The 25,212-nt window shown below is 47.6% G+C and carries 21 protein-coding genes and 1 tRNA gene; 11 read left to right on the top strand and 11 right to left on the bottom strand.

Annotated features, from left to right (window positions below):
- Positions 1-8: 8 nt before the first annotated feature.
- The 3 genes from paaC to paaA form a co-directional block, all read right to left on the bottom strand.
- Positions 9-776 carry a 1,2-phenylacetyl-CoA epoxidase subunit PaaC gene (gene paaC / locus BMZ54_RS04785; protein ID WP_089906975.1) on the bottom strand — a complete coding sequence of 256 codons (768 nt, stop codon included), beginning with the start codon at positions 774-776 and terminating at the stop codon, positions 9-11.
- 4 nt (positions 777-780) lie between these two features.
- Positions 781-1,167 (bottom strand): 1,2-phenylacetyl-CoA epoxidase subunit B, encoded by a 387-nt coding sequence (locus BMZ54_RS04780; RefSeq protein ID WP_089906974.1) that lies wholly within the window; start codon positions 1,165-1,167, stop codon positions 781-783.
- A gap of 109 nt (positions 1,168-1,276) precedes the next feature.
- A complete protein-coding gene (paaA, locus tag BMZ54_RS04775; protein WP_089906973.1) occupies positions 1,277-2,275 on the bottom strand; it encodes a 1,2-phenylacetyl-CoA epoxidase subunit PaaA in 999 nt (332 codons plus the stop codon).
- A 99-nt stretch (positions 2,276-2,374) separates the two neighbouring features.
- On the opposite strand from paaA, the gene BMZ54_RS04770 reads away from it, so the two are divergent.
- Together BMZ54_RS04770 and BMZ54_RS04765 are read left to right on the top strand one after the other, a co-directional pair.
- The gene (locus BMZ54_RS04770) at positions 2,375-2,986 is read left to right on the top strand and encodes a hypothetical protein (protein WP_089906972.1); all 612 of its coding nucleotides are present in this window, start codon (positions 2,375-2,377) and stop codon (positions 2,984-2,986) included.
- 149 nt (positions 2,987-3,135) lie between these two features.
- Positions 3,136-4,605 (top strand): S41 family peptidase, encoded by a 1,470-nt coding sequence (locus BMZ54_RS04765; RefSeq protein ID WP_089906971.1) that lies wholly within the window; start codon positions 3,136-3,138, stop codon positions 4,603-4,605.
- 248 nt (positions 4,606-4,853) lie between these two features.
- Here BMZ54_RS04765 and BMZ54_RS04760 read toward each other — a convergent pair whose 3' ends face one another.
- The 4 genes from BMZ54_RS04760 to BMZ54_RS04745 form a co-directional block, all read right to left on the bottom strand.
- Positions 4,854-5,792 carry a M28 family peptidase gene (locus tag BMZ54_RS04760; RefSeq protein WP_089908381.1) on the bottom strand — a complete coding sequence of 313 codons (939 nt, stop codon included), beginning with the start codon at positions 5,790-5,792 and terminating at the stop codon, positions 4,854-4,856.
- 132 nt (positions 5,793-5,924) lie between these two features.
- A complete protein-coding gene (gene feoB, locus BMZ54_RS04755; protein ID WP_089906970.1) occupies positions 5,925-8,060 on the bottom strand; it encodes a ferrous iron transport protein B in 2,136 nt (711 codons plus the stop codon).
- 204 nt (positions 8,061-8,264) lie between these two features.
- On the bottom strand, positions 8,265-10,082 hold the full coding sequence (locus tag BMZ54_RS04750; RefSeq protein WP_143080908.1) for a PspC domain-containing protein: 1,818 nt from the start codon (positions 10,080-10,082) through the stop codon (positions 8,265-8,267).
- A gap of 60 nt (positions 10,083-10,142) precedes the next feature.
- Positions 10,143-10,481: a PadR family transcriptional regulator gene (locus BMZ54_RS04745; RefSeq protein WP_089906968.1), complete on the bottom strand. Its 339-nt coding sequence runs from the start codon at positions 10,479-10,481 to the stop codon at positions 10,143-10,145.
- A 296-nt stretch (positions 10,482-10,777) separates the two neighbouring features.
- On the opposite strand from BMZ54_RS04745, the gene BMZ54_RS04740 reads away from it, so the two are divergent.
- The 3 genes from BMZ54_RS04740 (at position 10,778) to BMZ54_RS04730 (ending at position 13,656) form a co-directional block, all read left to right on the top strand.
- The gene (locus tag BMZ54_RS04740; RefSeq protein WP_089906967.1) at positions 10,778-11,065 is read left to right on the top strand and encodes a hypothetical protein; all 288 of its coding nucleotides are present in this window, start codon (positions 10,778-10,780) and stop codon (positions 11,063-11,065) included.
- 194 nt (positions 11,066-11,259) lie between these two features.
- Complete coding sequence (locus BMZ54_RS04735; RefSeq protein ID WP_089906966.1) at positions 11,260-12,915, top strand: SulP family inorganic anion transporter; 1,656 nt, start codon at positions 11,260-11,262, stop codon at positions 12,913-12,915.
- 60 nt (positions 12,916-12,975) lie between these two features.
- Positions 12,976-13,656, top strand: coding sequence for a carbonic anhydrase family protein (locus BMZ54_RS04730; protein ID WP_089908378.1), 681 nt, complete (start codon positions 12,976-12,978; stop codon positions 13,654-13,656).
- Between the two features lie 228 nt (positions 13,657-13,884).
- Here BMZ54_RS04730 and BMZ54_RS04725 read toward each other — a convergent pair whose 3' ends face one another.
- The 3 genes from BMZ54_RS04725 to BMZ54_RS04715 form a co-directional block, all read right to left on the bottom strand.
- The gene (locus tag BMZ54_RS04725) at positions 13,885-15,021 is read right to left on the bottom strand and encodes a methionine aminotransferase (RefSeq protein ID WP_089906965.1); all 1,137 of its coding nucleotides are present in this window, start codon (positions 15,019-15,021) and stop codon (positions 13,885-13,887) included.
- A 116-nt stretch (positions 15,022-15,137) separates the two neighbouring features.
- The gene (locus BMZ54_RS04720) at positions 15,138-16,232 is read right to left on the bottom strand and encodes a mannose-1-phosphate guanylyltransferase (protein WP_238386489.1); all 1,095 of its coding nucleotides are present in this window, start codon (positions 16,230-16,232) and stop codon (positions 15,138-15,140) included.
- Positions 16,233-16,238: 6 nt separating this feature from the next.
- Entirely contained in the window at positions 16,239-17,213 is a 975-nt protein-coding gene (locus BMZ54_RS04715; protein WP_089906963.1) for a KpsF/GutQ family sugar-phosphate isomerase, read from the bottom strand.
- Between the two features lie 154 nt (positions 17,214-17,367).
- Between BMZ54_RS04715 and recQ the strand changes: the two genes are divergently transcribed.
- The 3 genes from recQ (at position 17,368) to BMZ54_RS04700 (ending at position 20,493) form a co-directional block, all read left to right on the top strand.
- Positions 17,368-19,569 carry a DNA helicase RecQ gene (gene recQ, locus BMZ54_RS04710; protein WP_089906962.1) on the top strand — a complete coding sequence of 734 codons (2,202 nt, stop codon included), beginning with the start codon at positions 17,368-17,370 and terminating at the stop codon, positions 19,567-19,569.
- Positions 19,570-19,577: 8 nt separating this feature from the next.
- On the top strand, positions 19,578-20,351 hold the full coding sequence (locus BMZ54_RS04705; protein ID WP_089906961.1) for a DUF3050 domain-containing protein: 774 nt from the start codon (positions 19,578-19,580) through the stop codon (positions 20,349-20,351).
- Between the two features lie 69 nt (positions 20,352-20,420).
- Positions 20,421-20,493, top strand: a tRNA-Phe gene (locus BMZ54_RS04700).
- Positions 20,494-20,547: 54 nt separating this feature from the next.
- Here the strand turns inward: BMZ54_RS04700 and rpiA are convergent.
- On the bottom strand, positions 20,548-21,231 hold the full coding sequence (gene rpiA, locus BMZ54_RS04695; protein WP_089906960.1) for a ribose-5-phosphate isomerase RpiA: 684 nt from the start codon (positions 21,229-21,231) through the stop codon (positions 20,548-20,550).
- Positions 21,232-21,334: 103 nt separating this feature from the next.
- Between rpiA and BMZ54_RS04690 the strand changes: the two genes are divergently transcribed.
- From BMZ54_RS04690 to cls, 3 genes are all read left to right on the top strand, one after another.
- Complete coding sequence (locus tag BMZ54_RS04690) at positions 21,335-22,630, top strand: MFS transporter (RefSeq protein WP_089906959.1); 1,296 nt, start codon at positions 21,335-21,337, stop codon at positions 22,628-22,630.
- Between the two features lie 29 nt (positions 22,631-22,659).
- Complete coding sequence (locus BMZ54_RS04685) at positions 22,660-23,628, top strand: carotenoid biosynthesis protein (protein WP_089906958.1); 969 nt, start codon at positions 22,660-22,662, stop codon at positions 23,626-23,628.
- Positions 23,629-23,733: 105 nt separating this feature from the next.
- Positions 23,734-25,212, top strand: a complete 1,479-nt coding sequence (gene cls, locus BMZ54_RS04680) for a cardiolipin synthase (protein WP_089906957.1) — start codon at positions 23,734-23,736, stop codon at positions 25,210-25,212.

Here is a 25,212-nt window from a genome sequence, read left to right as displayed (position 1 = left end):
CTTTTATTTTACCAGCCGGCCGTGGGGTCCAGCCTGAATACTTCTCCCATTTCCTGCAACAGCGCCTGCAAATGTGGGGTATGGTTTCCATAGCGCCCGCCATATTGGGGCGCTACCTCAGCGGGGTCCGGCAAGTTCAGGGATGCATTTACCAGCAGGGGATAAATAGTGTTCAGCCATTTATCATACAGCGCCTGCTCTCCGGGATAAATACCGGCATCTGCCAATAAGGCATCCTGCGGGCCCGGTTCAAAAATGCCGGCCGCCAGCGGAAAACAGCGGTCCAAAGCAGCCTGCATGCGCTGCCGGCTTTCTTCCCCTCCCCTGCACAGCTGTAATAACCAGGCATCTGCATGCAGGGTATGATACTTTAATTCTCCCTTCACTTTTTTGCTCAGCTGCTGTAATGGCTCAAAGCTGCATTGCTGCAGGCTTTCATAACGCACTGCCTCCGCATGGTCAAACAGGAAATGCCGCATCAGGCTAAAGTCGTAGCCGCCAATAGGCAGCTCTGCCAGGTGGCAGCAGGTAAAATCCTTTGCAGCGCGCATAAAGGCAAACTGGTCAGGGTCTTCCCCTCCCAGGTGCTCCTGCAGTATGCGGTATAAAGCCCAGGCATGGCCTATTTTATCCTGCGCCATGGAGGAAAAGGCAATGTCTTCTTCCATAATAGGCCCCAGCCCCGTCCATTCAGAGTTGCGGTGGCCTAAGATCAGCGCATCATCTGCCATGCTGGTAATAAGTGTGGTAATAGCTTTTTGCAAGGCTGCATTCATAATACTATGCTTTGGGCGGCTTTACGGCCTCCCCTTTAAATTTGTTGATCTTATCCATTACTTTGAACCCACTGGCATCCCTATACGTTTTTTCCAGGTTGTTGGCAAACATATCCTCATCCTCCAGGTCAAAGGCCAGTATATCCGCGCTGCGCACCACCCACAGGTTCACGCATTTTTTACGGCGGCCAAATTGTTCTTTTGCAAATACCAGCGCCAGCTGCGGGTCCGGGGCATGTACACAGCCTACGTGCTCATGATGGGCGCCTCTTTTTTCCTGGTGAAATACTTCGTACACATTCCAGTTCTCCCCTTCTTCTACCTTAATGGGATCATCCGCATTCCCCAGCTTTAAGCGGTTCACACGTGGATCATATGATTGGTTGGACATGCATTTTCATTTTTAAACACTGCAGAAAGTAGTAGTACGTGGAAGCAGCTTTGTTCATAACGGTAACTATTATACGCTGTCAATATCTTATCCCGGGAAGCAGCTATGCCTACGCTACGGGCAGGGCTCTTCTCTCTTTCGGATTCATTAATGCCTTACGCACCCAGCGCCCTTCTTCCTCCGCCCACCTGCGTACCTGCAGCCGCTCCTGGTTACAGGGGCCGCCGCCGTTGATCACTTTAAAGAACAGGTCCCAGTCAGGGTCCGTATACTCCCAGCGGCCGGTTTCCGTATTTTTATGCAACAGGGGATCCGGCAGGGTAAGCCCCAGCTCCCATAGCTTTGGTACATAAGTATCCAGGAACTGGTTCCTCATTTCATCATTACTGGCCATTTTCACCCGCCATTGCATCAGCTTTTCAGAATGCTGTGATACCTTATCAGGGGGGCCAAAGAAGTGCATAATAGGCTGCCACCAGCGGTTCAGCGCATCCTGCAGCATATCCTTTTGCATAGGCGTGCCCGTAGCCAGCGCTATCAGTGCATCATGCCCCTGTTTCAGGTGAAAGCTTTCTTCATAACAAATGCGCTCCAGCGCACGGCAGTAGGGACCGTAGGAGCCTTTGGCATTAGCCACCTGGTTCACAATGGCTGCCGCATCTATCAGGAAGCCTATCACCGTCACATCCGCCCAGGTTTTAGCCGGGTAATTAAATACATTGGAATATTTGGATTTACCGCTCAGCAGGTCATTGATCATAGCCTCCCGGCTTTTGCCCAGGGTTTCTGCGGCATTATACAGCAGCTGCCCATGGCCTATCTCATCCTGCACTTTAGCTATCAGCGCCAGCTTGCGTTTAAAGCCCGGTGCACGGGTTATCCAGGTGCCTTCCGGCAAAGCGCCTATTATTTCAGAATGGGCATGCTGTTCTATCAGGCGGGTTAGCTGTCGCCGGTATTCTGCCGGCATCCAGTCGCCCGGTTCTATCTTTTCCCCTTTGGAAATACGCGCCTCAAAAATGGCCAGCTTTTCAGGGTCATCATGCTGCTGCTCCTCGCGCAACTGTTTTTTGTTGGGCTCATCAAAGATGTATCCTCCGCCGTACATGGGACGATTGTTTTGGTCAATTGTAAATTACGATTTTTATACATTCCGCCGGAAAATCGTTTAAATTACAGCAGGCCGCTTTATGAGCTGCCAACTGAAATGTTACTGCCTTTCTGGAGTATATTAAACGCGCTGTTACCCATTGCCGGTAGCCCTGCAGGCCCGCCCGCCGTGCAGGATACACCTGTTATAAAGGTGGTGTTCACTATGGATAACCGCCCGGACGATCCCGATAGCGATACCCTCTTTTACCCCACCCGCCGGCTGCGCTGGTCTGATTTCCGGGGCATCCCCTCCCTTTCCGGCAATAGTGGCGCCATAGCTTTTACCAGCTTCTCTTACGAAGGCAGCAGCCGTTTGCAAAAAGATACATTGCGCATTACCCTTAACCTGCAGGTGTTCTTTATCCGCAGCGCCTCCTGGGCACGCGCCGGTGTTATGGATAGTTACTCCCTGGCCCATGAGCAGCTGCATTTTGATATTACCTGGCTGGTGGTGCAGCGGTTTAAACAAAAACTCCTGCACATGGAGCTTACCAAAGATGATTACGACAGCATGATCCAGTATGAATACCTGGAATCTTTCCGGGAAATGAACCGCATGCAGGATGCATATGATGAGGAAACCCGCCATAGCATAAACACAACAGCCCAGCGGGAGTGGGCTGACAGGGTAGCACGGGAGCTGGAAGCGTTTAATACGGATAAATGATTGCGGTCCGGACGGCCAAAATGCGGCCGGCGTATTGCTTTATAGATAATTTTAGCTTGCTGGCCGATGCATTCCCTTCACCGGATAACATTTAAAGGCAGGAAACGTTTATTTAATTAGCTTTAAGTAAATAATAAACCCATAAACTTATGTCATCTAACCGTTGGGGAGCCCTAGTAGGGAGCTGTGTTGCTTTACTATTCTTATTGAATGCCTGTAAAAAAGATCACGGAACTCCTGTTACGCCCATTACAGACACTACCGGCACCGGTGGTAACATTGCTACAGTGAAAGATTCTATGTACTTCATTTTCAAGGATGAATACCTGTGGAATGATGTGATACCGGATTCTGCCACCTTTAAGCCCAATAGCTACTCCACCCTGGATGACCTGTTCAAAGCCCTTATTTCCTTTAAAAAGAATGCAGCCGGCAAAAACATGGATAAGTACGGTTTCCTGGATAATGGAGCTATAGCCGGTGAGATCAATGAAGGCATTGCCGGCGATTACGGTTTTGACCTGGGTTACAATGATGTAAGCGATCTTCGTGTGCTTTATGTATACCCCGGTTCTCCTGCCTACCAGGCAGGCATTCGCCGCACCTGGCAAATAACTGCGGTTAATGGCAATACTGATATGGAATACAACAATGCCAACGTAACACGGATCAGCAATGCCATCTACTACAGCAATAGCGTAACACTTACCCTTAAAAAGCCGGATGCTACCTCCGTTACCGTTACCCTTAATGTGGCTAACTACAACATTAACCCGGTGCTGTACAGCAACGTGCTGAATGTAGGCGGTAAGCGCGTAGGTTACCTGGTATTCAACCAGTTCATTGCCCTGGATAAAACTCAAACCCAGCTGGATGCTGCCTTCGATAATTTTGTTACCAACAATATAACCGACCTGGTGATAGATCTCCGCTACAATGGCGGCGGCTCAGTAGAAACGGCTGAATACCTGGCCAACCTCATAGCTCCTACCTCCGTTGGTACCGGCAATACCTCGCTGATGTACAAGGAGTACTACAACACTAACCTTACTAACCACCAATACAGCAATTACCTGAAAACTAAAAAGGTGCCTGGCGCCAATTATTCCTGGGGCGATGTGTTTGACGATTGGGTAAGCAACCCCTCCTTCTATTTCTCCAAGAAGAAAAGCGTAAATGTTCCTAATGTAGTGTTCATTGGTACCGGTTCCACAGCATCGGCCAGTGAGCTTACCATGAATGTGCTGAAACCATATATGAATGTGAAGCTGGTGGGCGATACTACTTACGGCAAACCGGTTGGTTTTGTAGGCATCACCATTGGCGGCAAGGATATGTATGCCGTATCCATCTGGTCAAAGAACTCCCAGAACCAGGGAGATTATTTTGATGGATTTTTCCCGGATGGCGGCACCGCTACCTATGAGGATTTCTCCATTGACTGGGGTAGCACCAGCGAGCTGCTGCTGCGCAAGGCGCTTATTACCCTGGGTGTGCCGGAAAGCGCCCTTGGCCGCATCAAGCCGTCTACAGAAGGCCTGCGCACATTCCGGGAAAACATCCACATGCCGGAACATAAGTTCAAGGGCATGATAGAAACCCGGCGTAAGTTCAAATAATTTTGAAAACCTTATCTATACACAAGGGGCCAACCGGATCGGTTGGCCCCTTTATTTTTATGGTAGTGTTATTCGGGTGTTATTGGTATGCTTCCCTCCTAAAAAGGCTCCGTAACCCGTATGCAACCCGTGCGCAACTAGGGTCCCCTACATAAAACCCTACATCTTTTTTATTCGGGCACCTGATGGAGACCAGTCGTTGCTTAACAATTCTCAAATCCTTCGTTTACTCCTGAGGCATTTTCATTTCAATAGATCACTTTAGACCGCGCTTTATTCCCTGTTAGCTCAGTATCCGCTGCGCTTAGCACCATCCTTATTGTTTGCACCGCCCGGTAATAGAACGATGGATCAATATGCTCAAACGCATCTCCCACACGGTGGTAGTCCGCATGATCCTCTACTCCAAAGTACAGGAAGGGAATGCCTTTTTTATGAAACTCATAATGGTCGCTTTGTTTGGTCCAGTCCTGGGCGCCGTCTTCCGGCCGGTCATGGCCGGTTAGCAGCTTAATGGCACTGCTGTCGGCTGCCCGTGTCACAAACTTCTTCAGGTCGGGATTCTGATAGGTACCGCATGCATACAGCTCCTGTTTTTCATTCCGGCTTACCATATCCATATTCAGGTTCATATGCACGCTGGCGGCAGGCACCGGTAGCTGCTGCACAAAGGCTTTGGCGCCCTGCAGGCCTTCCTCCTCCCCATCCAGTGCGGCAAATACCAGGGTATGCAGGGGCGGGTGCTGCTGGTAATATTTAATGAGCGATAGCAGTGCGGCGCTGCCGGAGGCATTATCATCGGCCCCGTTAAAAATGCTGTCTGCGCTGTTAGCCTGGTGGCTGATGCCCAGGTGATCATAATGCGCCGTTATAATGATCACGTTATCTGTTTTACCGGGAATATAGCCGTACAGGTTAGTACCCATGATCTTCTTATCTCCCTGCGTAAAATAAAACGGGTATTCGTATGTGCCATGAAAAGGCTGCAGGCCGGCCTGTTTAAAGCGGTCCATAATGTAAAACTGCGCCAGCCGGTTCCCTTTGGTGCCGGTTTTACGCCCCTCAAACTTATCGGCGCTCAGGGTGCGGATATCTTTCATTAATTGAAGGGAATCAATAGCCGGCCGTTGTGCCAGCGCCCCTAATACGGGCAACAGTGCAATGGTAACAAGCAGGAACTTTTTCATACGTGCAAGATACTTAATTACGCTAAACGCCGAGGGCAAAACGCTTAATGCAGAACGCTGATCATAGCCATTCTGTTGCAGTATGCATTGCATTAGCGTTAAGCGTTCTGCGTTAAGCATTCAGCTTAACTCCTACTTCAGTATCTGGTAAGCTATAAAACTGCAGATGTACGCCAGCCCGGTCATATACACCAGCTGTATGGCCGGCATTTTCCAGGATTTGGTTTCCCTTCTTACAATGGCCAGGGTGCTCATACACTGCATGGCAAAGGCATAGAACAGCATCAGGGAAAAGCCAGTAGCCATGGTATATACCGGGCTGCCATCGGCCCGTACGGCGGCATGCATTTTTTCGCGGAGGGTGGCATCATTATCTTCCGGGCTTTCGCCTACGCTGTACAGGGTAGCCATGGTGCCTACAAATACTTCGCGGGCAGCAAAAGAGGTAATAAGGGCAATGCCTATTTTCCAGTCAAAACCCAGGGGGCGTATCGCGGGTTCTATGGCATGGCCCAATATGCCGGCATAGGAATTGGCCAGCTTTTCTGACTGGTAGGCTTTATCCAGCGCCTCTTTATCATTGGGGTTAGCAGCCATTAATTTCTCGTACTTGGCATGTACCGGCTGCATTTTGCTGCCAGGGCCATAGGAGGCCAGGAACCAGAGTATTACAGATATCACCATAATCACTTTCCCGGCATCTGTAATAAATATGCGGGCCTTTTCCAGCATGGTGGTGCCTACGTTCTTCCAGCGGGGCGCCCGGTACACGGGCAGCTCCATAATAAAGTAGCTCTTTTCCTTAATGGCCACAAACCATTTCATGATAGCAGCTATTGCCAGGGCCATAAAAAAGCCCAGCAGGTAAAGGCCCATCATCACTAACCCCTGCAGGCTTAAAAAGCCCAGCACCTTACGGTCAGGTACCACCAGCGCAATCATAATAGTATAAATGGGCAGGCGTGCGGAGCAGCTCATTAAAGGGGTTACCATAATGGTTATCAAACGCTCTTTCCGGTTCTCAATACTGCGGGTAGCCATAATAGCAGGTACGGCACAGGCTACGCCGCTGATCAGGGGCATTACAGATTTACCGTTCAGCCCCACCTGCCGCATTAAGCGGTCGGTTAAAAAGCTGATGCGGGCCATATAGCCCGTATCTTCCAGCAGGGTTATTAACCCGAACAGGATCATGATCTGTGGTATAAAAACGGCTATGCCGCTAATACCTGCCACCACGCCATTGATCAGCAGGTCGCTGAACTGGTTGTCGGGCAGTATGCCCGAAAGGCTGCCGCCTAACCAGCCAAAGGCCGCCTCTATACCGTCCATAGGGTAAGAGGCCAGCCAGAATATGCTCTGGAACAGGAAGAACAGCACCACCAATAATATCACATACCCCCAGAAACGGTGCAGCAGTATATCATCCAGCTTTTCGGTTTGCAGCTGTTTCTGCAAAGGGTCGGCCTCCACTACGGAGGCTTTCATAATATGTTTTATGCGGCCGTAGCGCTGCATAATTTCCTCTGCCTGCACCTTGGTTTTATTAAACTTGTGGGTTTGCAGGGCATTTTTAATGGCCAGCTTTTGCCCGCCGTTCAGGAAGTGAAGCTCATCACTATTCACCGCTATGTGCAGGGCGGCATAGTCGCTGCGCACCTGTACGTATTTTTTAACCTCGTCCACTACTTCAGGCGCCATAATATGGCTGTCCACAAAATCGCGCACCGGCACAGGGAAGTGCTCCCTGGCCAGCAGGTCTATATTCTTCTTCAGTTCAGGAATACCTTTATTCTTGCGGGGGTTAATGGCCAGCACCGGCACGCCCAGCTCACGTTCCAGCCCGTTCAGGTCTATTTCCACGCCTTTTTTGCGGGCAATATCCATCATGGTAAGGGCTATAATAACCGGGATCTTCAGGTCTATGATCTGGGAGCAAAAGAGCAGGTTGCGTTTCAGGTTAGAGGCGTCGGCAATAATAAGGATCATGTCAGGCCGGTCTTTCCCCGCAGGGTTCACCAGCACATCATAGGTCACAAATTCATCGGCGCTTTTAGGATACAGGCTATAGGTGCCCGGCAGGTCTATGATGTTGGCATGCAAGGCATTGGATATGCTGCTGCTGCCGGTTTTCTTATCAACCGTAACCCCTGGAAAATTACTGACCTTCTGATTTAAACCCGTTAATGCATTAAAGAGAGAGCTTTTCCCGCTATTCGGATTTCCTACCAGCGCAATATTGATTGCTGCGTTTTTCGTTGCCTGCATTCCTTATCCTTGTCATCGAAGTTCAAATATGCAAAGCTATATATTTAAAAGCGAGGGTAATGATCGAATCCGGAAAAAAAGAAGAAACGGGTGAGGTTCCCCGGGACAAATGAAAAGGCGGTTATAAAAGAAGAAACCACGGTGGATACCGTGGTTTTCATTTCTTCTCGTTAACTATTGAACTTATTGTGATGAATGAAAAACTTATTTCAGCATGTTATAAACGCTGTAAATGACCAGGGAAGCGCTTTCCACCGCCGGTACCTCCATGCCTGCATTTATGCTGGCAGCGGTAGGGGTAACCGGTTTTTCCTTTGTTTTTTCTTCTTTCTGATCCTTTTCCTGCTTATCCTGCTTTTCTTCCGGCGACTGGTAACGGTAGTTATCCTGCAGGGAATCATCTCCACTCCTTTCCTCGCGGTGGCGGGGTTTCTTCTCAATGTGAATGTTATCCAGGCCATCTATGGTCATTTTCAGCTCCACCGGGCCATCATGGTCGCGGTCCCAATCATCCCAGTCATCCCACCAGTCATTATCATTCCATCCGTGTATGAAGTGGTAGTGATGGTAAGCATCCTTCTCCACCTCAATATCCTTACCTATAGGCACTTTTACCACTACGGTAATACGCTGTTCCCGGAAGTGGGAGTTACGTGGTATGCTGATGCCGGCGGGCAGGTACAGGATAGAATCCTGCTGGTTCATCTGGAACTGGATTTCGCGGGCCAGGGCTTTTGCCTGGGAAACGGTTCTGCCGCGGGAGCTGCGGAGCACTTCCACCTGGAAGCTGTCCGTAATGCTCTTTTCAATCTTCACACGTATGTTGTCAATGATGGCGGTATCATCGGTTACCCGCAGGCCGCCTTCAAAAAAGTCCACATCATCCATCTCCACCAGGTCTTCTGTCTTTTTAATGATCAGCTTTCCCTTGCTGGGCTGTACCAGGGGATAAGTTTCCTTTTCCCGGAAGCTGGTACGGAAATCCTTTACAATAGATACTATCAGCCAGGTGCCGCACAGCAGGCCTAACACCCACAAAAAGCTTAAGGTATAGCCCACATACCGGTTAGTCTGTTTTACGCCGGTAAGCTTACGGGTCAGGAATATTATAAGACCTACTACGGGGATGCCTATCAGCAGGATCACCGCAGGCCAGAACAGCATATTCTGGAAGCCGGATGACAGTAACAGGCTTTTAAGTGGGAAGAGGGCCGCGGAGGAAGCAGCGATAGCAATACCGGCTATTATAAGGCTAAACAGTATTACCACTGCCAGGAAGTAAAAGAACCCTTTGGTTACAAACAACAGCACTTTCCCCAGACCGGTAAAGAAATTGCGGAAGATCCGCTCAATATCGTTACCAACCTGCCTTCCGCGGCCCTGCGAAAAATTTTTGATGTCGTCGCCAACATTTTTGAACTGGTTTTTCATGGCGTTGATCTCATCCTGCACTGTAGCGCGGATGTTGTTCACATCCACGCGCTCACCGCGCATTTCCAGCTTTTCAGCTGCCGTATTGGCTTCCGGGGTGGCTATCCATAATATAAAGTATACCAGTATACCGCTGCCAAAACCGCCAATAGCCAGCAAGGCAAAGATGATGCGGAATACCACGGGGTCTACATTCAGGTAAGCACCCAGGCCGCTACATACGCCACCCAGTACTTTATTATCCGGGTCGCGGTACAGGCGTTTACGCGGGCGAATGTGTGGGATGGCCTGTTCCGCCGCGCCGGTTTGGGCGCTTTCTTTGGCCGCATCTTCCTCAAACTGCTCCGGCGTACCCATGGAGGTTTTGATGGATTCCACGTCCTCATCGGTGATGCAATGAGCGCCTTTTTTCAGCTTGTCCTGGAATAATTCCGCTATCCGGCTTTCAATGTCGCTGACAATCTCGTCGGCCCCTTCCTCCCTGGCAAAATAGCGCTTCAGGCTATCCAGGTATCGCCTTAATATCTCATAGGCGCTATCCTCTATGGGTATTAATCGGCTGGCGAGGTTTATGTTAATAATCTTTTTCATCTTTACAGTTTTGATTTTCAACAGCGGGAACTGTTTTACAGATTTTAGGTGATATAATGTTTAAAGGATGGTAGTGTTCTGCGTGAGCTGATGGACCGCATTGGCCAGTTCATTCCACGTTGTTTCCAGCTCCCGGTAAAAGGCCTCTCCCTTTTCGGTCATGGAAAAATATTTGCGTGGGGGCCCTGAGCTGCTTTCTACCCAACGGTAGGTTAATAGTTCTGCATTTTTCAAACGGGTCAGTAAGGGATACAGGGTGCCCTCCAGGATGTCCAGCTTCGCCTCTTTCATTTTTTCAATAATGTCTGAAGGATAAGCTTCTCCTTGCTTGATAACGGAAAGAATGCAGAACTCCAGCACTCCCTTCCGCATCTGCGACTGTGTGTTATCTATATTCATGGCAAGTGAGCTTTTTAACTTTACAATTCAAAGATAGGGAATATTTACTACTATGCAATACACAATACCATAGAAAGCAAAATAATTGGTTTAGACCATTACCTATCAAAACCGGTAGATCAGCCACAGTGGCTGATCTACTTAAATCTATACTAAAAACAGTAGCTGATTTTATGTGATGAATGGTAATATATTGGGATGAAAAAGGGACCAGGGGCTTTTAACATTTTTTTAATTGTCGTATTTTCAAAGTATAAACTTGGTTAATTACTTTTGTCCCGAGTGTATCTTAAAACATGAAGAAATTTCTCAGCATATGCCTCCTGGTACTCATGGGTACCCAACTGCTCCCGATCAAGGAGATGGGCAAGCTGCTGTTTAATAACCAGATTGTTGAGGAACACCCCGTAGATGGTTGTGTAGATATAGTGAAGCTGGCCAAAGAAGTTAAGTACTACGACCATTTTGATGATTCCCTGAAATTTGCTCCTGAGTTATACCTTAATATAGTGCAGTACCAACTCTTTGAAGATATTCCTTCTGGTCCTGCCCGTGAAATTCACGCTCCCCCACCCAATTGTTAAGCGATACCTATGGTTTTTTACGCCTTACTATCCTGTAATGCGTTTTCCTCTTGTATTTACATTTTCACATGCTGTTCCACTGCGCTGGTACGAATTAACATGGTATATAGGTCTATACCTGTGTTAGATCGCACATAACGTCGTCGCAGCTCAGTCGTGTGAACAAAGCTTAACAGTTAAATCCCTTTGCGATTATGAGCAAGCAACCTTCTTTTTTCTCGAATATAAAAAGCGACCTTTCATCAGGCCTGGTAGTATTTCTGATAGCAGTGCCGCTTTGCCTGGGTATAGCCCTGGCTTCAGGTGCGCCTTTGTTTTCCGGTTTAATAGCCGGCATTATCGGGGGCCTCGTTATCGGTTCCCTGAGCGGTTCCCAGCTAAGTGTAAGCGGCCCGGCCGCCGGCCTTACCGCCGTGGTATTAACGGCTATTACCAAGCTGGGGGCTTTTGATGTATTCTTATTATCCGTATTCATTGGCGGCGCCCTGCAGTTAGGGCTGGGCTTAATAAAAGCCGGTACCGTGGCCAATTACTTTCCCTCCAATGTTATTAAGGGGATGCTTACCGCCATCGGTCTTATTATTATCTTAAAACAAATACCGCATGCCTTTGGGTATGATAAAGATTCTGAGGGCGACTTCACCTTTATACAGGTAGATGGGGATAACAGCTTTACTGCGCTGCTTTCAGGTATAAATCATATTCACCTGGGCGCTACCCTTATCACCATCATATCTATATTGATCATCCTGTACTGGAGCAAAATACCCAAGCTCAATGCAATACCATCTGCCCTGGTAGCGGTAATAACCGGTGTGCTGCTGAATATGCTTTTCCTTAGCACTGGCAGCAGCCTGGCCCTTTCGCCCAGCCACCTGGTGAATTTACCGGTAGCGGACAGCTTTCAGCAGTTTATAGGCCAGTTCACCCTCCCCAATTTTAGCGCAATTGCCAATAAAGAAGTATGGGTGGTGGCGCTTACTATTGCCATAGTAGCTTCTGTAGAAACCTTGCTGAATGTGGAAGCCACCGATAAGCTGGATCCGCTGAAACGCCATACCAACCCTAACCGTGAGCTGCGTGCACAGGGCATTGGTAATATGATAAGCGGTTTAATTGGCGGCCTGCCCATTACCTCCGTAATTGTGCGTTCCTCCGCCAACATTAATGCCGGCGCCCGTACCAGGATGTCCGCCATTACCCACGGCCTTTTGCTGCTTACCTGTGCCGCTTTAATACCCATGGTGCTGAACAAAATACCGCTGGCCACCCTGGCGGCCGTGCTGCTGGTTACCGGGTACAAGCTGTGCAAGATTTCCATTTTCAAAGAAATGTTCAGCAAAGGCAAGTACCAATGGGTGCCGTTTGTGGTAACACTGGTTGCCATTGTGTTCACCGATCTGCTGATAGGTATAGCCCTGGGTATGGCCGTGAGCGTAATTGCCATTTTAAGAGGCAATATGAAAAGCCCCTATTATTTCCGTAAAGAGCAATACCATACCGGCGATACCATTCGCCTGGAGCTGGCACAGGAAGTATCCTTCCTTAATAAAGCCAGCATATTGCTTACGCTGGATCATTTACCGGAAAACAGTTCTGTGGTAATAGACGCCAGCAACACGGTGTATATAGATCATGACGTGCTGGAAACCATCCGTGAATTCAGGGATGTAAAAGCCGTACAAAAAAATATAAGCCTGGTGCTCACCGGCTTTAAAGAGGTATATAATATCTCCAACACACCCAGCGAGGAGCTGGATGGCCATCATGCGGCCGCGCGGGCCGGGCATGTACAGGTAATATCCTCCGGTAATCATGAACAGCTGTTAAAGGAGCTGGAGCTGAATTAACCGGGAAGCATGCCTTCCGTTTTTCAATTCTTTTATTCACAAACCATTAAAAAAATTAAAATGAAAACTTTAAATAAAGCTGCACAGGCAAACTTAACGCCGGAACAAACTTTACAATTGCTTAAACAGGGGAACAACCGTTTTGTAGATAACCTGAAGATAGACCGGAACCATTTACAACAGGTAAATGAAACCTCCGATGGCCAGTGGCCCATGGCAGCTATCGTAAGCTGTATGGATTCACGCACCTCTGCAGAGCTGATCTTTGACCAGGGACTGGGCGATATTTTCAGCATTCGTTTAGCCGGTGCTGTTATTTCCGATAATGTGCTGGGTAGCTTGGAATATGCCTGTAAAGTAGCCGGTTCCAAATTTATTGTGGTGCTGGGCCATACCAAATGCGGGGCTATAAAAGGCGCCTGCGATCATGTAGAAATGGGTAACCTTACAGGGCTGCTTAACAAGATCACTCCTGCCGTGTACGCGGAAAGAACCATCCGCGAAAACCGGAACTCTCATAATCATGCTTTTGTGGATGCTGTTACCAAACTGCATACAGAACGCTCTGTACAGGCCGTGCTGGAGCAAAGTATGATACTTCGGGAAATGATCCTGAATGGTGAAGTAGGAATAATAGGCGCATTATACGATGTTGAAACCGGTATTGTAACCTTCCTGGATCATACCCAGGTACTGGGTGCAAACAGTTTGTACGAACAGGAGCTGTTAGCGGTAAGCTAACCGGGATTTAACTCATAAGCATTTCGTACTGCTCGTAATACAAAGGACAGCCGTCTCTTTTTTAAGAGATGGCTTTTTTTTACTTACGAATTGGCAATTACGAATTACAAATGAATAGAACGTATGAACAGTGTGAACACTGTTAAATACTAAGCGGCAATTTGTAATACCAATCCGTAAATTCGATAGTTATATGGAGAATATCCAAGCGTAGTATCCAATTCGTAATTAAACCTTGCGTAGTCTTTCCGCCGCCTGCTCTAACGTGGCTTTCTTTTTGGCAAAACAGAACCGGATCACGTGATCATCCTGCCCATCCTGGTAAAAGGCAGATACTGGTATGCTGGCTACGCCAAATTCTTTGGTTATACGAATGGTGAGGTCTTTATCCCCTTCATCGGAGATCCTGTCATAACGCATCAGCTGAAAATAGCTGCCGTAACATGGCAGCGGCGTAAATTTAGTATCCGCCATTAGCTGCAGAAAGTAGTCTCTTTTTTCCTGGTAAAAGGCAGGCAGGGATAAGTAGTGTTCCGGTGTTTCCAGGAATTTAGCCAGCCCATATTGCATGGGGGTATTTACTGAAAAGCAAAGGTACTGGTGCACTTTACGGTACTCCTTCATCAGGTGGGCGGGGGCTATGCAGTAGCCCATTTTCCAGCCGGTTACATGAAATACTTTACCAAAAGAAAAAGTAACAAAGCTGTTCTTAAACAGGTTGGGGTATTTTAATATGCTGTGATGCTGCCCGCCGTCATAAACAAGGTGCTCATATACTTCATCACTTAACACCAGCAGGTTATGTGCTGCCACCAGCTGTTCCAATTCCCGTATATCCGCCTCCGTTAGTATGCTGCCGGTAGGGTTGTGCGGCGTGTTCAGCATGATCATGCGGGTGCGGGATGTTATTTTGCTGCGTACCAGCTCCCAGTTTATACGGTATTCCGGAAAAGTAAGCGGTATCAGTACCGGTACACCGCCATTCACCAGTACGTTTGGTATATAGCTATCGTAAGCCGGTTCAAAAATAATCACCTCATCGCCGGGTTGTATACAGGTGGCAATGGCTGTAAATATGGCATAGGTACCGCCGGGTGTAATAGTGATCTCTGTATCCGGGTTAATGGTTTGCGCGTAGGAATTGTATATTTTTTTTGCAATAGCTTCCCGCAGCGGCATAATACCGGGCATAGGCGCATACTGGTTATGACCCTGCTGCATGGCAGCATTCACAACTTCTTTTAAAGTATCGTCACAATCAAAATCCGGGAAACCCTGTGAAAGATTAATGGCCTTGTGTTCTGCTGCCAGGGCAGACATGACGGTGAATATAGTGGTGCCTACGTTCGGGAGCTTAGAGATCATATCCTATAAATTAACAGCCGTGCCAAGCGAATAACAAACGTCGTTTCAGGTTGCCAAAAAAATAATTCGTAATTCGTAATTCGTAATTCGTAATTCGTAATTCGTAATTCGTAATTCTACAAAAATTTGTCTCCCTTATTCCGCTTAACTTCTGCTACGTATTCTTTGATCTGCTGTTCATTCTCTTTTTTGCAGATAAGCAGCACATCGTTGGTATCTATCACTATAAATTCATCTAAACCCTGCAGCACTACCAGCTTTTCGGGAGCTGCTTTCACCATACACTTGGTAGCATCTATCACTACCACGTTCTTACCCTGCACGGCATTGCCCAGGTAATCCTTTTCCAGGTTTTCGTAGGCGGAGGCCCAGGTACCCAGGTCGCTCCACCCGAAGTTGGCAGGGATCACATACACATTATCCGCCTTTTCCATAATGCCATAGTCAATGGAAATATTGGTGCACTGCGGGTAGATACTGTCCACCAGCTCCCGCTCTTTAGGCGTATTCAACGCATCCCGGCCCTGTTCAAACAGCTCGTCTATTTCAGGCAGGTATTTTTTAAACGCAGCAATAATTGTTTTTACATTCCACACAAAAATGCCCGCGTTCCAGAGAAAATCACCGCTTTGCAAAAAGGTTTTGGCCAGCTCCAGGTTGGGCTTTTCAGTGAAGGTTTTTACCTCGTACACATTATCCGCCACCTGCTGGGTTTCATATTGAATGTAACCATAGCCGGTATCCGGGCGGGTAGGTTTAATACCCAGTGTTAATAATGCGCTGTTCTTTTGTACAAATGTGAGGGCGTTCAGGCAGGCGGCGGTAAAGGCCGGGCCATCTAATATCAGATGATCTGCAGGTGCGCAAACCACACAGGCCTGCGGGTCCTGCTGATGGATCTTATAGGAAATATACGCTACACAGGGTGCGGTATTTTTGCGGGAGGGTTCACACACCACATTGGCAACCGGCAGCTCTGTCAGCTGTTCCTTTACCTTACCTTCATAATGCTGGTGTGTAACCACATAGATGTTCTCTTTCGGCACAAACGCTGCAAAGCGCTCATAGGTCCACTGGAGGAGGGTTTTCCCGGTATTCAATATATCCAGGAATTGCTTGGGGTAATCGGTACGGCTGTAAGGCCAGAAACGGCTACCTATTCCTCCGGCCATAATGGCCACATAAAAATGCCTGTTCATTTGTGTCGTCATCGCTTGTCAAATAATCCCTTCCCTGATAAGGTCATGTAAATGAATGATGCCAATATACCGCTTATCTTCCATAACCAGTAACTGCGTAATATCGTGCTGCCGCATTTTTTCCAGGGCGTTGATCGCCAGTTCATCCTTTTGTATGTGCTTGGGATGGGCCGACATTATATCCCGGGCAATTACCGTTGCAGTATTAATATTTTTCTCCAGCATCCGGCGCAGGTCACCATCAGTAATAATGCCACACAATTGCTCTTCCGGATCCATTACAGCGGTTACGCCCAGCATTTTGGAAGATATTTCCAGGATCACTTCCTGCAGGGGGCTGTCCAGGCGTACACGGGGTGTTTGATGGTGCCGGCTCAGGTCCCCTACCTTCAGGTACAATTTTTTGCCCAAAGTGCCGCCGGGGTGGAATTTAGCAAAATCTGCAGCAGTAAAACCGTGCCATTCTATCAGGCATACGGCCAGCGCATCGCCCATCGCCATTTGAGCGGTGGTGCTGGTGGTGGGCGCCAGGTTATTCGGGCAGGCCTCCTGGGTAACCGTAGTATTCAGCACCAGGTCCGCTTCCTGCGCCAGGTAAGAGCTGGTATTGCCTACCATGGCAATAAGGGTATTGCCAAAGCTCTTTACCAGTGGCAATAATACCTTTATCTCAGGCGAGGAACCGCTTTTGGAAATGCACATCACCACATCATGCTCCTGTATCATACCCAGGTCGCCATGAATGGCGTCTGCAGCATGCATAAACAAGGCAGGGGTGCCGGTGGAATTTAGCGTGGCTACAATCTTTTGCCCAATAATGGCGCTCTTGCCAATACCGGTTACAACCAATCGTCCCGCACACTGTGCAATTATCTCCACAGCCTTTTCAAAGTCCTCATCTACAAATTGCTGCAGATCTCTTATTGCTGCGGCCTCCACTTGAAGGGTCCGCAATGCGGTTTCACGGATGTTTATAGCTGTTGTTTTTTTCATCTTGGCGGCACAAATTTACCTCAGTTTATATAAATTCTGTTGTAATTCAGGGGTTTTTTAAGTAACTTCGTGTCCCCTAAAAATCATATAATCAATAAACGTAATCCGTTAGTTCTTTAGAGTTTTGAATGTATATCGTTAAATCTTGAATGCAATGGCTGTTGTAAAGGTAAGTTTGTTAGATGCATTACACGAACACTTTGGGTTCGATTCCTTTAAAGGGAACCAGGAGATTATCATAAAGAGCATACTTTCCGGGAAAGATACTTTTGTAATTATGCCAACCGGAGGGGGGAAATCCCTTTGCTACCAGTTACCCGCCCTCATTAGTCCCGGATGCGCGCTCATTGTTTCTCCTCTTATTGCGCTGATGAAAAACCAGGTAGACCTGGTTCGTTCCTACAGCAGCAAGGATAATGTTGCACACTTCCTCAATTCTACTTTATCTAAAGCACAAATAAAAAAAGTACGTACCGACCTGCTGAGCGGCAAAACCAAATTGCTGTATGTAGCACCGGAAACACTTACAAAACAGGAAAACCTGGATTTTTTCCGGGACCTGGAGATCTCGTTCTTTGGCGTGGATGAAGCGCATTGTATCTCTGAATGGGGGCACGACTTCCGGCCGGAATACCGCCGCCTGAAGGAAATGATAGACCAGATCAACCCGAACCTGCCTATTATTGCCCTTACCGCTACCGCCACCCCTAAAGTGCAGAGCGATATTGTAAAGAACCTGGTATTACGCGAGCCGGAGATCTATATTTCATCCTTTAACAGGCCTAACCTGTATTATGAAATAAGACCCAAACGCAAGAAAGATCAGACCATCCGCGAAATAGTAAAGTTCATCCACTCACATAAAGGCAAAAGCGGTATTATCTATACCCTGAACCGTAAAACAACGGAGGAGCTGGCCGATATGCTGATGGCTAATAATATTAAAGCCGTAGCCTACCACGCCGGGCTGGATTCCAATACCCGTGCTCAGCGCCAGGATATGTTCCTGCTGGAAGAGGTGGAGGTGATAGTAGCTACCATTGCGTTTGGAATGGGGATCGATAAGCCGGATGTACGTTTTGTGATCCATTACAACATTCCCAAAAGCCTGGAAAACTATTACCAGGAAACAGGCCGTGCCGGCCGCGATGGGCTGGAAGGCATCTGCCTTTGCTTTTACAGCCATAAAGATGTGCAGAAGCTGGAGCACCTTATGCGCGACAAGCCGCTGAGCGAACGCGAAATGGGCGCCCAGTTAATAAACGAAACAGTAGCATATGCAGAGAGCGCTGTATGCCGCCGTAAAGTAATTTTGCACTACTTCGGAGAACATCTTGAAAAAGATAATTGCGGCAACTGCGATAACTGCCGTAATCCGAAGGAGAAAATAGAAGTAAAGAACCGCGTGGTCATAGTGCTTAAAGCAATTAAGGCGCTGGGTGAGCGTTTTGGTACAGAGTACGTAGTAAATATTATTACCGGTAAAAGCAACCCGCAGATCACCACCTACCGCCATGATCAGCTGGATGTTTTTGGCGAAGGCAAAGAGTTTGATTCCCATTTCTGGAATTCCCTTATCCGGCAAATGATGCTGGAAGGGCTGATAGAAAAAGATATTGAGGAATATGGCCTGCTGAAGGTAATGGACAAAGGCAATAAATTCCTGAAAAAGCCTTACTCCATTATGGTATCCCTTAACCACCAGTTTGATGATGAAGGTGGCGGTGATGATGATGAAATGACCGCAGAAGCCCAGGCCTCCGCTGATCCGGTGCTGTTTGAAATGCTGAAGGACCTGCGTAAAAAAGTGTCGAAGGAAAAGAACCTGCCTCCCTTTGTAATATTCCTGGAAACCTCCCTGGAAGATATGGCTACCCAGTACCCTACCACCGTACAGGAGCTGGAAAAGATACAGGGCGTTAGCAAGGGTAAAGCCATCCGGTATGGTAAACAGTTTGTTGACATTATCGGCAAATATGTGCAGGAGAATGACATTGTAAAACCGGACGATTTTGTGATGAAAAGCGTGGTGAATAAAAGCGGTTTAAAAGTGTTCATTATCCAGAACATTGACAAAAAAATGCCGCTTGAAACCATTGCCAAAAATAAAGAGTTAAGCATAGCCCAGCTGCTGGATGAAATGGAAACCATTGTAGCCAGCGGTACTAAACTAAACCTGGATTACTGCATTGACGAAGAGCTGGACGATTATGCCCAGGACGAGATCATAGAGTACTTTAAAGGCTGCGAAACATCCAGCCTTGCGTTGGCCCGTGAGGAGTTGATCGAAAGCGACTACACCATTGAACAATTAAAGCTTATGCGCATTAAGTTCCTGGTGGAATACGGAAATTAAAAGCAGGAATGAATACACAGATCAAGGATGCAATAGCACCCTTAAGAGAAACCATTATCCAACATCCCCTATACCGCCGCATCCAACACATTGATGATATACGGCTGTTCATGCAATACCATGTATTTGCAGTTTGGGATTTCATGTCATTATTAAAATCTTTACAAAGCCGGCTCACCTGCACCACCATTCCCTGGATGCCCACCGGCAATGCAGCCACCCGTTTTCTTATTAATGAAATTGTCACCGGGGAGGAGAGTGATATAGCGCCGAATGGCACCCGTACCAGCCACTTTGAGCTATACCTGCAGGCCATGCAGCAGGCGGGCGCCAATACGCAGCCTATATTGATTTGCCTGCAGCAATTACAAGCCGGTGTTAACATAAAAACAGTACTGCAAAATACTTCCATACCTGAAGCTGCCCGCTCTTTTATGCAATACACCTTTGACCTGATTGAGCAGGCGCCGGTGCATATACAGGCTGCGGTATTCACCTTTGGCCGCGAAGACCTGATCCCCGATATGTTCTTAAGCATGATCCAGGACCTGGACAACCAGTTCCCCGGGCAAATCGGTATTTTCAAATATTACCTGGAACGGCATATAGAAGTGGATGGCGATCATCACAGCCAGCTAGGCATGCAAATGGTGGAGGAGCTATGTGGTACCAATTCCCTGAAATGGCTGGAAGCAGCCGGGGCCGTGAAAACAGCTTTGGAAAAGCGCCGTCAGCTATGGGATGGTATTTATCAGGAAATAACGGCTTCTGTAACAATTTGATCCAATAATATTTGGAAATTAAAATCGAAAACTATTATCTTTGCACTCCCTTCACAAGAAGGACTAGGCGGTGCGGTAGCTCAGTCGGTAGAGCAAAGGACTGAAAATCCTTGTGTCGGCGGTTCGATCCCGCCCCACACCACTGGAAAAGAGATCACAGCAATGTGGTCTCTTTTTTTTGTTTATATCCTCCCGGCTATTTCTCCCTTACCTCCGTTGTTCCATCCTCATAACCCAATACCACCTTATCCGCCATTTGCACAAACAATCCTGTTTCCACCACACCCGGAATATTATGCAGCGCATCATTGATCAGCTGCGGCTCTTTAATAGTTCCAAAAGAGCAATCAATAATATAGTTTCCGTTGTCTGTAATAAAGATCTCCTCTCCTTTTGCACGCAGCAACGGCCGGCAACCCAGGCTTTGCAGCTTGCTGCCTGTGGCTTCCCAGCCAAATGGGATCACCTCTACCGCTAATGGAAAACGGCCCAGCGTAGGCACATATTTATGCTCATCCGCAATAATGATCAGCTGCTTACTGTGGTAAGCCACTATTTTTTCCCGCAACAGCGCACCACCCCCACCTTTAATTACATCCAGGTTTTCACTTACTTCATCGGCGCCGTCAATATCAATATCTAAGCGCTGGGTTTCTGCAAAGGTGGTAAGCGGGATCTTTAGCTCCCGGGCCAATGCTGCAGAGGCTTCAGAGGTAGCAATAGCCTGTATATCCAGTCCATCTTTCACCAGGGCGCCTATTTTCTGAATCGCCCAGTAAGCGGTAGATCCGGTGCCCAGTCCTACTATCATACCCGGACGGATGAACGATGCCGCTTTCTCGCCGGCAGCTCTTTTAGCATTTGTTATAGGATCTTGCATTTTATTCAGTTATGAGTGGTTGTTTACGAAGATACAAGAACACCTTTAACTTATATAAAAAGCTGCTATTTTTGACCGCACATCCCATGTTCAAATACATTCCATGACTGATCAACACCCTGCCCACAACACCGCCTGGCGCCTGAAAGCAATTATCACCGGTTCTGCCGGCAACCTGGTGGAGTGGTACGACTGGTATGCCTATTCCACCTTTGCCCTGTACTTTGCACCGGCCTTTTTCCCGGAAGGCAACCCTACTGTACAGCTGCTGAACACAGCGGCTATTTTTGCCGTGGGCTTTCTCATGCGGCCTATTGGGGGATGGCTGTTCGGCCGTATTGCCGACCGCACCGGCCGTAAAGCGGCCATGACCTTATCCGTGCTGTTAATGTCGCTGGGATCGTTGATGATCACGTTCACACCCTCTTACCGCAGCATTGGCCTGCTATCGCCGGTATTTTTACTGCTGGCCCGCTTGCTGCAGGGCCTGAGCGTAGGCGGGGAGTACGGTACTTCCGCCACTTACCTGAGCGAGATTGCCACCAAGGAAAAACGTGGTTTCTTTTCCAGCTTTCAATACGTAACCTTAATTGGCGGGCAGCTGGTTTCATTAGGCATTCAGCTGCTGTTGCAAAAAGTTTTTCTTACCCCGGAGCAGCTGCATAGCTGGGGATGGCGCATTCCCTTTTTCATAGGGGCTCTGCTGGCATTAATAGTATTGTATATGCGCCGTAACATGGAAGAATCCGTAAAGCTGGATGATAAAAAAACAGAACGTGGCTCTGTAGCTGTGCTGCTTAAAAAACATCCGCGGGCCGTGCTCACCGTTGTGGGATTAACGTTAGGCGGCACGCTGGCCTTTTATACCTATACCACCTACATGCAAAAGTTCCTGGTAAATACGGTGCATTTATCCAAAGAACAATCCACCCTTATTGTTTTTATGCTCATGCTCATTTATGCAGGTATACAGCCGCTGTTCGGGTGGATCTCTGATAAATACGGGCGCAAGCCTTTACTGATAGGGTTTGGCGTGTTAGGAACTTTATTCACCGTACCTATTTTAACTACGCTTAGCCATACCACATCTGCTGTTGCTGCATTTTTTCTGATACTAGCTGCGCTTATTATTGTAAGCGGGTACACCGCAATTAATGCCGTGGTAAAAGCAGAACTTTTTCCGGCAGAGGTAAGGGCATTGGGGGTAGGGCTGCCTTATGCCTTAACTGTAGCGCTTTTTGGGGGAACAGCAGAATACATTGCATTGTACTTTAAAAACATTGGGCACGAGTCCCTGTATTACTGGTATATTACCGGCTGCATTTTTATTTCGCTTATCGTGTACGTTGCTGTAAGGGATACCAGGCGCACTTCATACATTGACCGGGAAAATATGTAATTTCATATTGCTACCATAAAACCTGCAATATGAGGCCTTACCCCGCTATGCCATATGAGTATCCTGTTGGTATTTGCTACCCGCTTACAGAATGTTGTATGTTCCTGTTATTCTTACTTTGTTGCATACACGCCTATAAAAAGGGTATTGGCAATATCATGTACCTGCTGGGTGGCCTGGGTTTCGGCTTATTGCTGGAGTATGTGAATGTAGCTACCAACGCAGGTTATAAGTATGGGCAGTTCTGGGTTATGCTGGGTATAGCGCCTCATAACATCCCGGTGTGCATTGGTACCGGCTGGGCCATTATTATTTACACCTCACGCCTGGTAACAGATGCATTGGGTATGAGCTTATGGACGGCCGCCGCGCTGGATGCCCTGCTGGCCGTGAATATAGACCTGAGCATGGATGTGGTAGCCTACCGCCTGCATATGTGGCATTGGGACTGGGAATCCCGCGGGCCGCAATACAATGTACTTACCAGCCAGTGGTTTGGCGTGCCTTATGGCAATTTTTATGGCTGGCTTTGTGTAGTGTTCTTTTATTCTTCTTTTGCACGTTTACTGGAAAAGGTAAAGGCGGTGCGGGCTAAAATATGGCGCATCTTTACCCCAATCCTGTCTATCCTCATTTCGCAGGCGGCGCTGTGGCTATCCCTTTTCACTATTGCAGATTTTTTAAGATTAACTTTTGGTATCACCAGCGCACACAGGCTGGTGGCTTTGCTCGTATTGTTCAGCATTATGTCTGTATGGGGTTACGTTAAACGAAAAAATAAAACCATTGATCATACTACGCTTCCTGCTGTAACCTGGCTGGTGCCCGTATGGTTCCATCTCTACTTTTTCTGCTGGTTATTTATTGGCGGCTTCTCTACAGAAAATACCCGGATGACGGTTTTCGCTGTAATTAACCTGCTGGTGGGCGCTCTTATACACTGGGCCCTGTTTATAAAACCAGCTATTACACCTTTACCTGCAGTAGCCAAACAGTAAACCAATTTATTGGAAAACTTTTTGTTGATAACTATTCCTTTACCGGTGCATTACTGCACTATTGGCATAAACTTTTATCTTTATCAACAATAATCGCTTCCTGTTGTGTTTACCATCCTCCATTTATTATCAGAAACTAACTGGCACCTGGCTATTAAAATATTCAGCTATCTATTGGTGCTCCTCACATTTGTAGGGGTAGTAGGCACTATTTTGTTGGAGAACCGCAACCCTATTAAAGCCATGGCTTATATACTGCTGCTGGTATTTTTACCCCTGGTTGGTTTGGTGGTATACTATTACCTGGGGCGCGATCTGCGTAAGCGCAAACGCTTTACCTTTAAAGGTTCCAGGGATGAATCCCTTATGCTGCGGTACTGGGAAAATAAACGGCCTGAGATAGAACAAATGCAGCTGGAGCTACGCCACCTGGTAGCCAGTAAACAGGAAATAGCGGCTATGCTGCTGAATACCATGCACTCACTGCTTACCCGTAATAACCGCGTAAAAATATTACTGAACGGCGAGCAAAAGTTTCCGGCCGTAATGGAAGCACTGCGCGGGGCGCAGCATCACATTCATATAGAGTATTACATTTTTGCTGTGGATAGCGTAGGAAATGCGGTAATAGATATTTTAGTAGAACGCCTGCAGGCGGGAGTGGAAGTCCGTTTTATTTATGACGACCTGGGATGTGACAACATGGGCGGAATAACCCGCCGCCTGAAAGAGCATGGTGCGGAAGTATATGCTTTTTCACCGGTGCTGTTGGATTTTTACCTGAATGCTAATTACCGGGATCACCGTAAGATCATTGTGGTAGATGGAAAAATTGGTTTTACGGGTGGTATAAATATGGATGAACGTTACCTTAATAATGGCAACAATGAAGTGTTTTGGCGGGATACCCACCTGCAGCTGGAAGGTGATGTGGTGAACCAGCTACAGCTGCAGTTTATGATGAGCTATCGCTATTGCAGTAAAAAAGATTTCCCGTTTGCAGCCCCCTATTACCAGCGTGCAACCTTTACCGGTGAGTGTTTTACGGATATTGTTGCCAGCGGTCCGGATTCACCGTGGCCCATGGCTATGCAAACCATTATTATGGCCATTAATGTAGCCCGCCGCCGCATACGCATCAGCAATCCATACTTTATTCCGAATGAACAATTATTAACAGCTTTGCAAATGGCTGCACAAGCCGGTAAAGATGTAGAGTTATTGTTACCCCAGCAGGGCGATTCATTTTTTGTGCAGCATGCCGCACAATCCTTCATCAAACCCATGCTGGATGCAGGAGTGAAAGTGTACTTTTATCAGAAAGGTTTTATCCACGCTAAATCCATGATCGTTGATGATAACCTGGCAATAGTAGGTACCGTAAACCTCGACAACCGCAGCTTTTACCTGAACTTTGAAATTGCGGCTATTATGTATGACCGCGTTGTTGTAAAAGAACTAAACGCTGCTTTTGAAGATGATCTGGATAACGCTGTGCTTATTACCCGCCGCAGCTGGAAGAACCGCTCTATAGGTGAAAAGTTTGTAGATGCACTATGCCGGCTGTTAACACCGCTGTTATAG

This window comes from Chitinophaga rupis (assembly GCF_900109685.1).
Lineage (GTDB): Bacteria > Bacteroidota > Bacteroidia > Chitinophagales > Chitinophagaceae > Chitinophaga > Chitinophaga rupis.
The sequence above is the reverse complement of the archived record's forward strand: the minus strand, read 5'-3'. Positions and strand labels throughout refer to the sequence as shown.

Excerpts from the sequence above, each read along its gene's own strand:
- BMZ54_RS04780 (WP_089906974.1), bottom strand. The coding sequence starts at position 1,167 with ATGTCCAACCAATCATATGATCCACGTGTGAACCGCTTAAAGCTGGGG.
- BMZ54_RS04765 (WP_089906971.1), top strand. The coding sequence starts at position 3,136 with ATGTCATCTAACCGTTGGGGAGCCCTAGTAGGGAGCTGTGTTGCTTTA.
- BMZ54_RS04685 (WP_089906958.1), top strand. The coding sequence starts at position 22,660 with ATGAGGCCTTACCCCGCTATGCCATATGAGTATCCTGTTGGTATTTGC.
- BMZ54_RS04745 (WP_089906968.1), bottom strand. The coding sequence starts at position 10,481 with ATGAATATAGATAACACACAGTCGCAGATGCGGAAGGGAGTGCTGGAG.
- rpiA (WP_089906960.1), bottom strand. The coding sequence starts at position 21,231 with ATGCAAGATCCTATAACAAATGCTAAAAGAGCTGCCGGCGAGAAAGCG.
- BMZ54_RS04690 (WP_089906959.1), top strand. The coding sequence starts at position 21,335 with ATGACTGATCAACACCCTGCCCACAACACCGCCTGGCGCCTGAAAGCA.
- BMZ54_RS04705 (WP_089906961.1), top strand. The coding sequence starts at position 19,578 with ATGAATACACAGATCAAGGATGCAATAGCACCCTTAAGAGAAACCATT.
- BMZ54_RS04730 (WP_089908378.1), top strand. The coding sequence starts at position 12,976 with ATGAAAACTTTAAATAAAGCTGCACAGGCAAACTTAACGCCGGAACAA.
- recQ (WP_089906962.1), top strand. The coding sequence starts at position 17,368 with ATGGCTGTTGTAAAGGTAAGTTTGTTAGATGCATTACACGAACACTTT.
- BMZ54_RS04760 (WP_089908381.1), bottom strand. The coding sequence starts at position 5,792 with ATGAAAAAGTTCCTGCTTGTTACCATTGCACTGTTGCCCGTATTAGGG.
- BMZ54_RS04750 (WP_143080908.1), bottom strand. The coding sequence starts at position 10,082 with ATGAAAAAGATTATTAACATAAACCTCGCCAGCCGATTAATACCCATA.
- BMZ54_RS04770 (WP_089906972.1), top strand. The coding sequence starts at position 2,375 with ATGTTACTGCCTTTCTGGAGTATATTAAACGCGCTGTTACCCATTGCC.
- feoB (WP_089906970.1), bottom strand. The coding sequence starts at position 8,060 with ATGCAGGCAACGAAAAACGCAGCAATCAATATTGCGCTGGTAGGAAAT.
- BMZ54_RS04735 (WP_089906966.1), top strand. The coding sequence starts at position 11,260 with ATGAGCAAGCAACCTTCTTTTTTCTCGAATATAAAAAGCGACCTTTCA.
- BMZ54_RS04725 (WP_089906965.1), bottom strand. The coding sequence starts at position 15,021 with ATGATCTCTAAGCTCCCGAACGTAGGCACCACTATATTCACCGTCATG.
- BMZ54_RS04720 (WP_238386489.1), bottom strand. The coding sequence starts at position 16,232 with ATGACGACACAAATGAACAGGCATTTTTATGTGGCCATTATGGCCGGA.
- paaC (WP_089906975.1), bottom strand. The coding sequence starts at position 776 with ATGAATGCAGCCTTGCAAAAAGCTATTACCACACTTATTACCAGCATG.
- paaA (WP_089906973.1), bottom strand. The coding sequence starts at position 2,275 with ATGTACGGCGGAGGATACATCTTTGATGAGCCCAACAAAAAACAGTTG.
- BMZ54_RS04715 (WP_089906963.1), bottom strand. The coding sequence starts at position 17,213 with ATGAAAAAAACAACAGCTATAAACATCCGTGAAACCGCATTGCGGACC.
- BMZ54_RS04740 (WP_089906967.1), top strand. The coding sequence starts at position 10,778 with ATGAAGAAATTTCTCAGCATATGCCTCCTGGTACTCATGGGTACCCAA.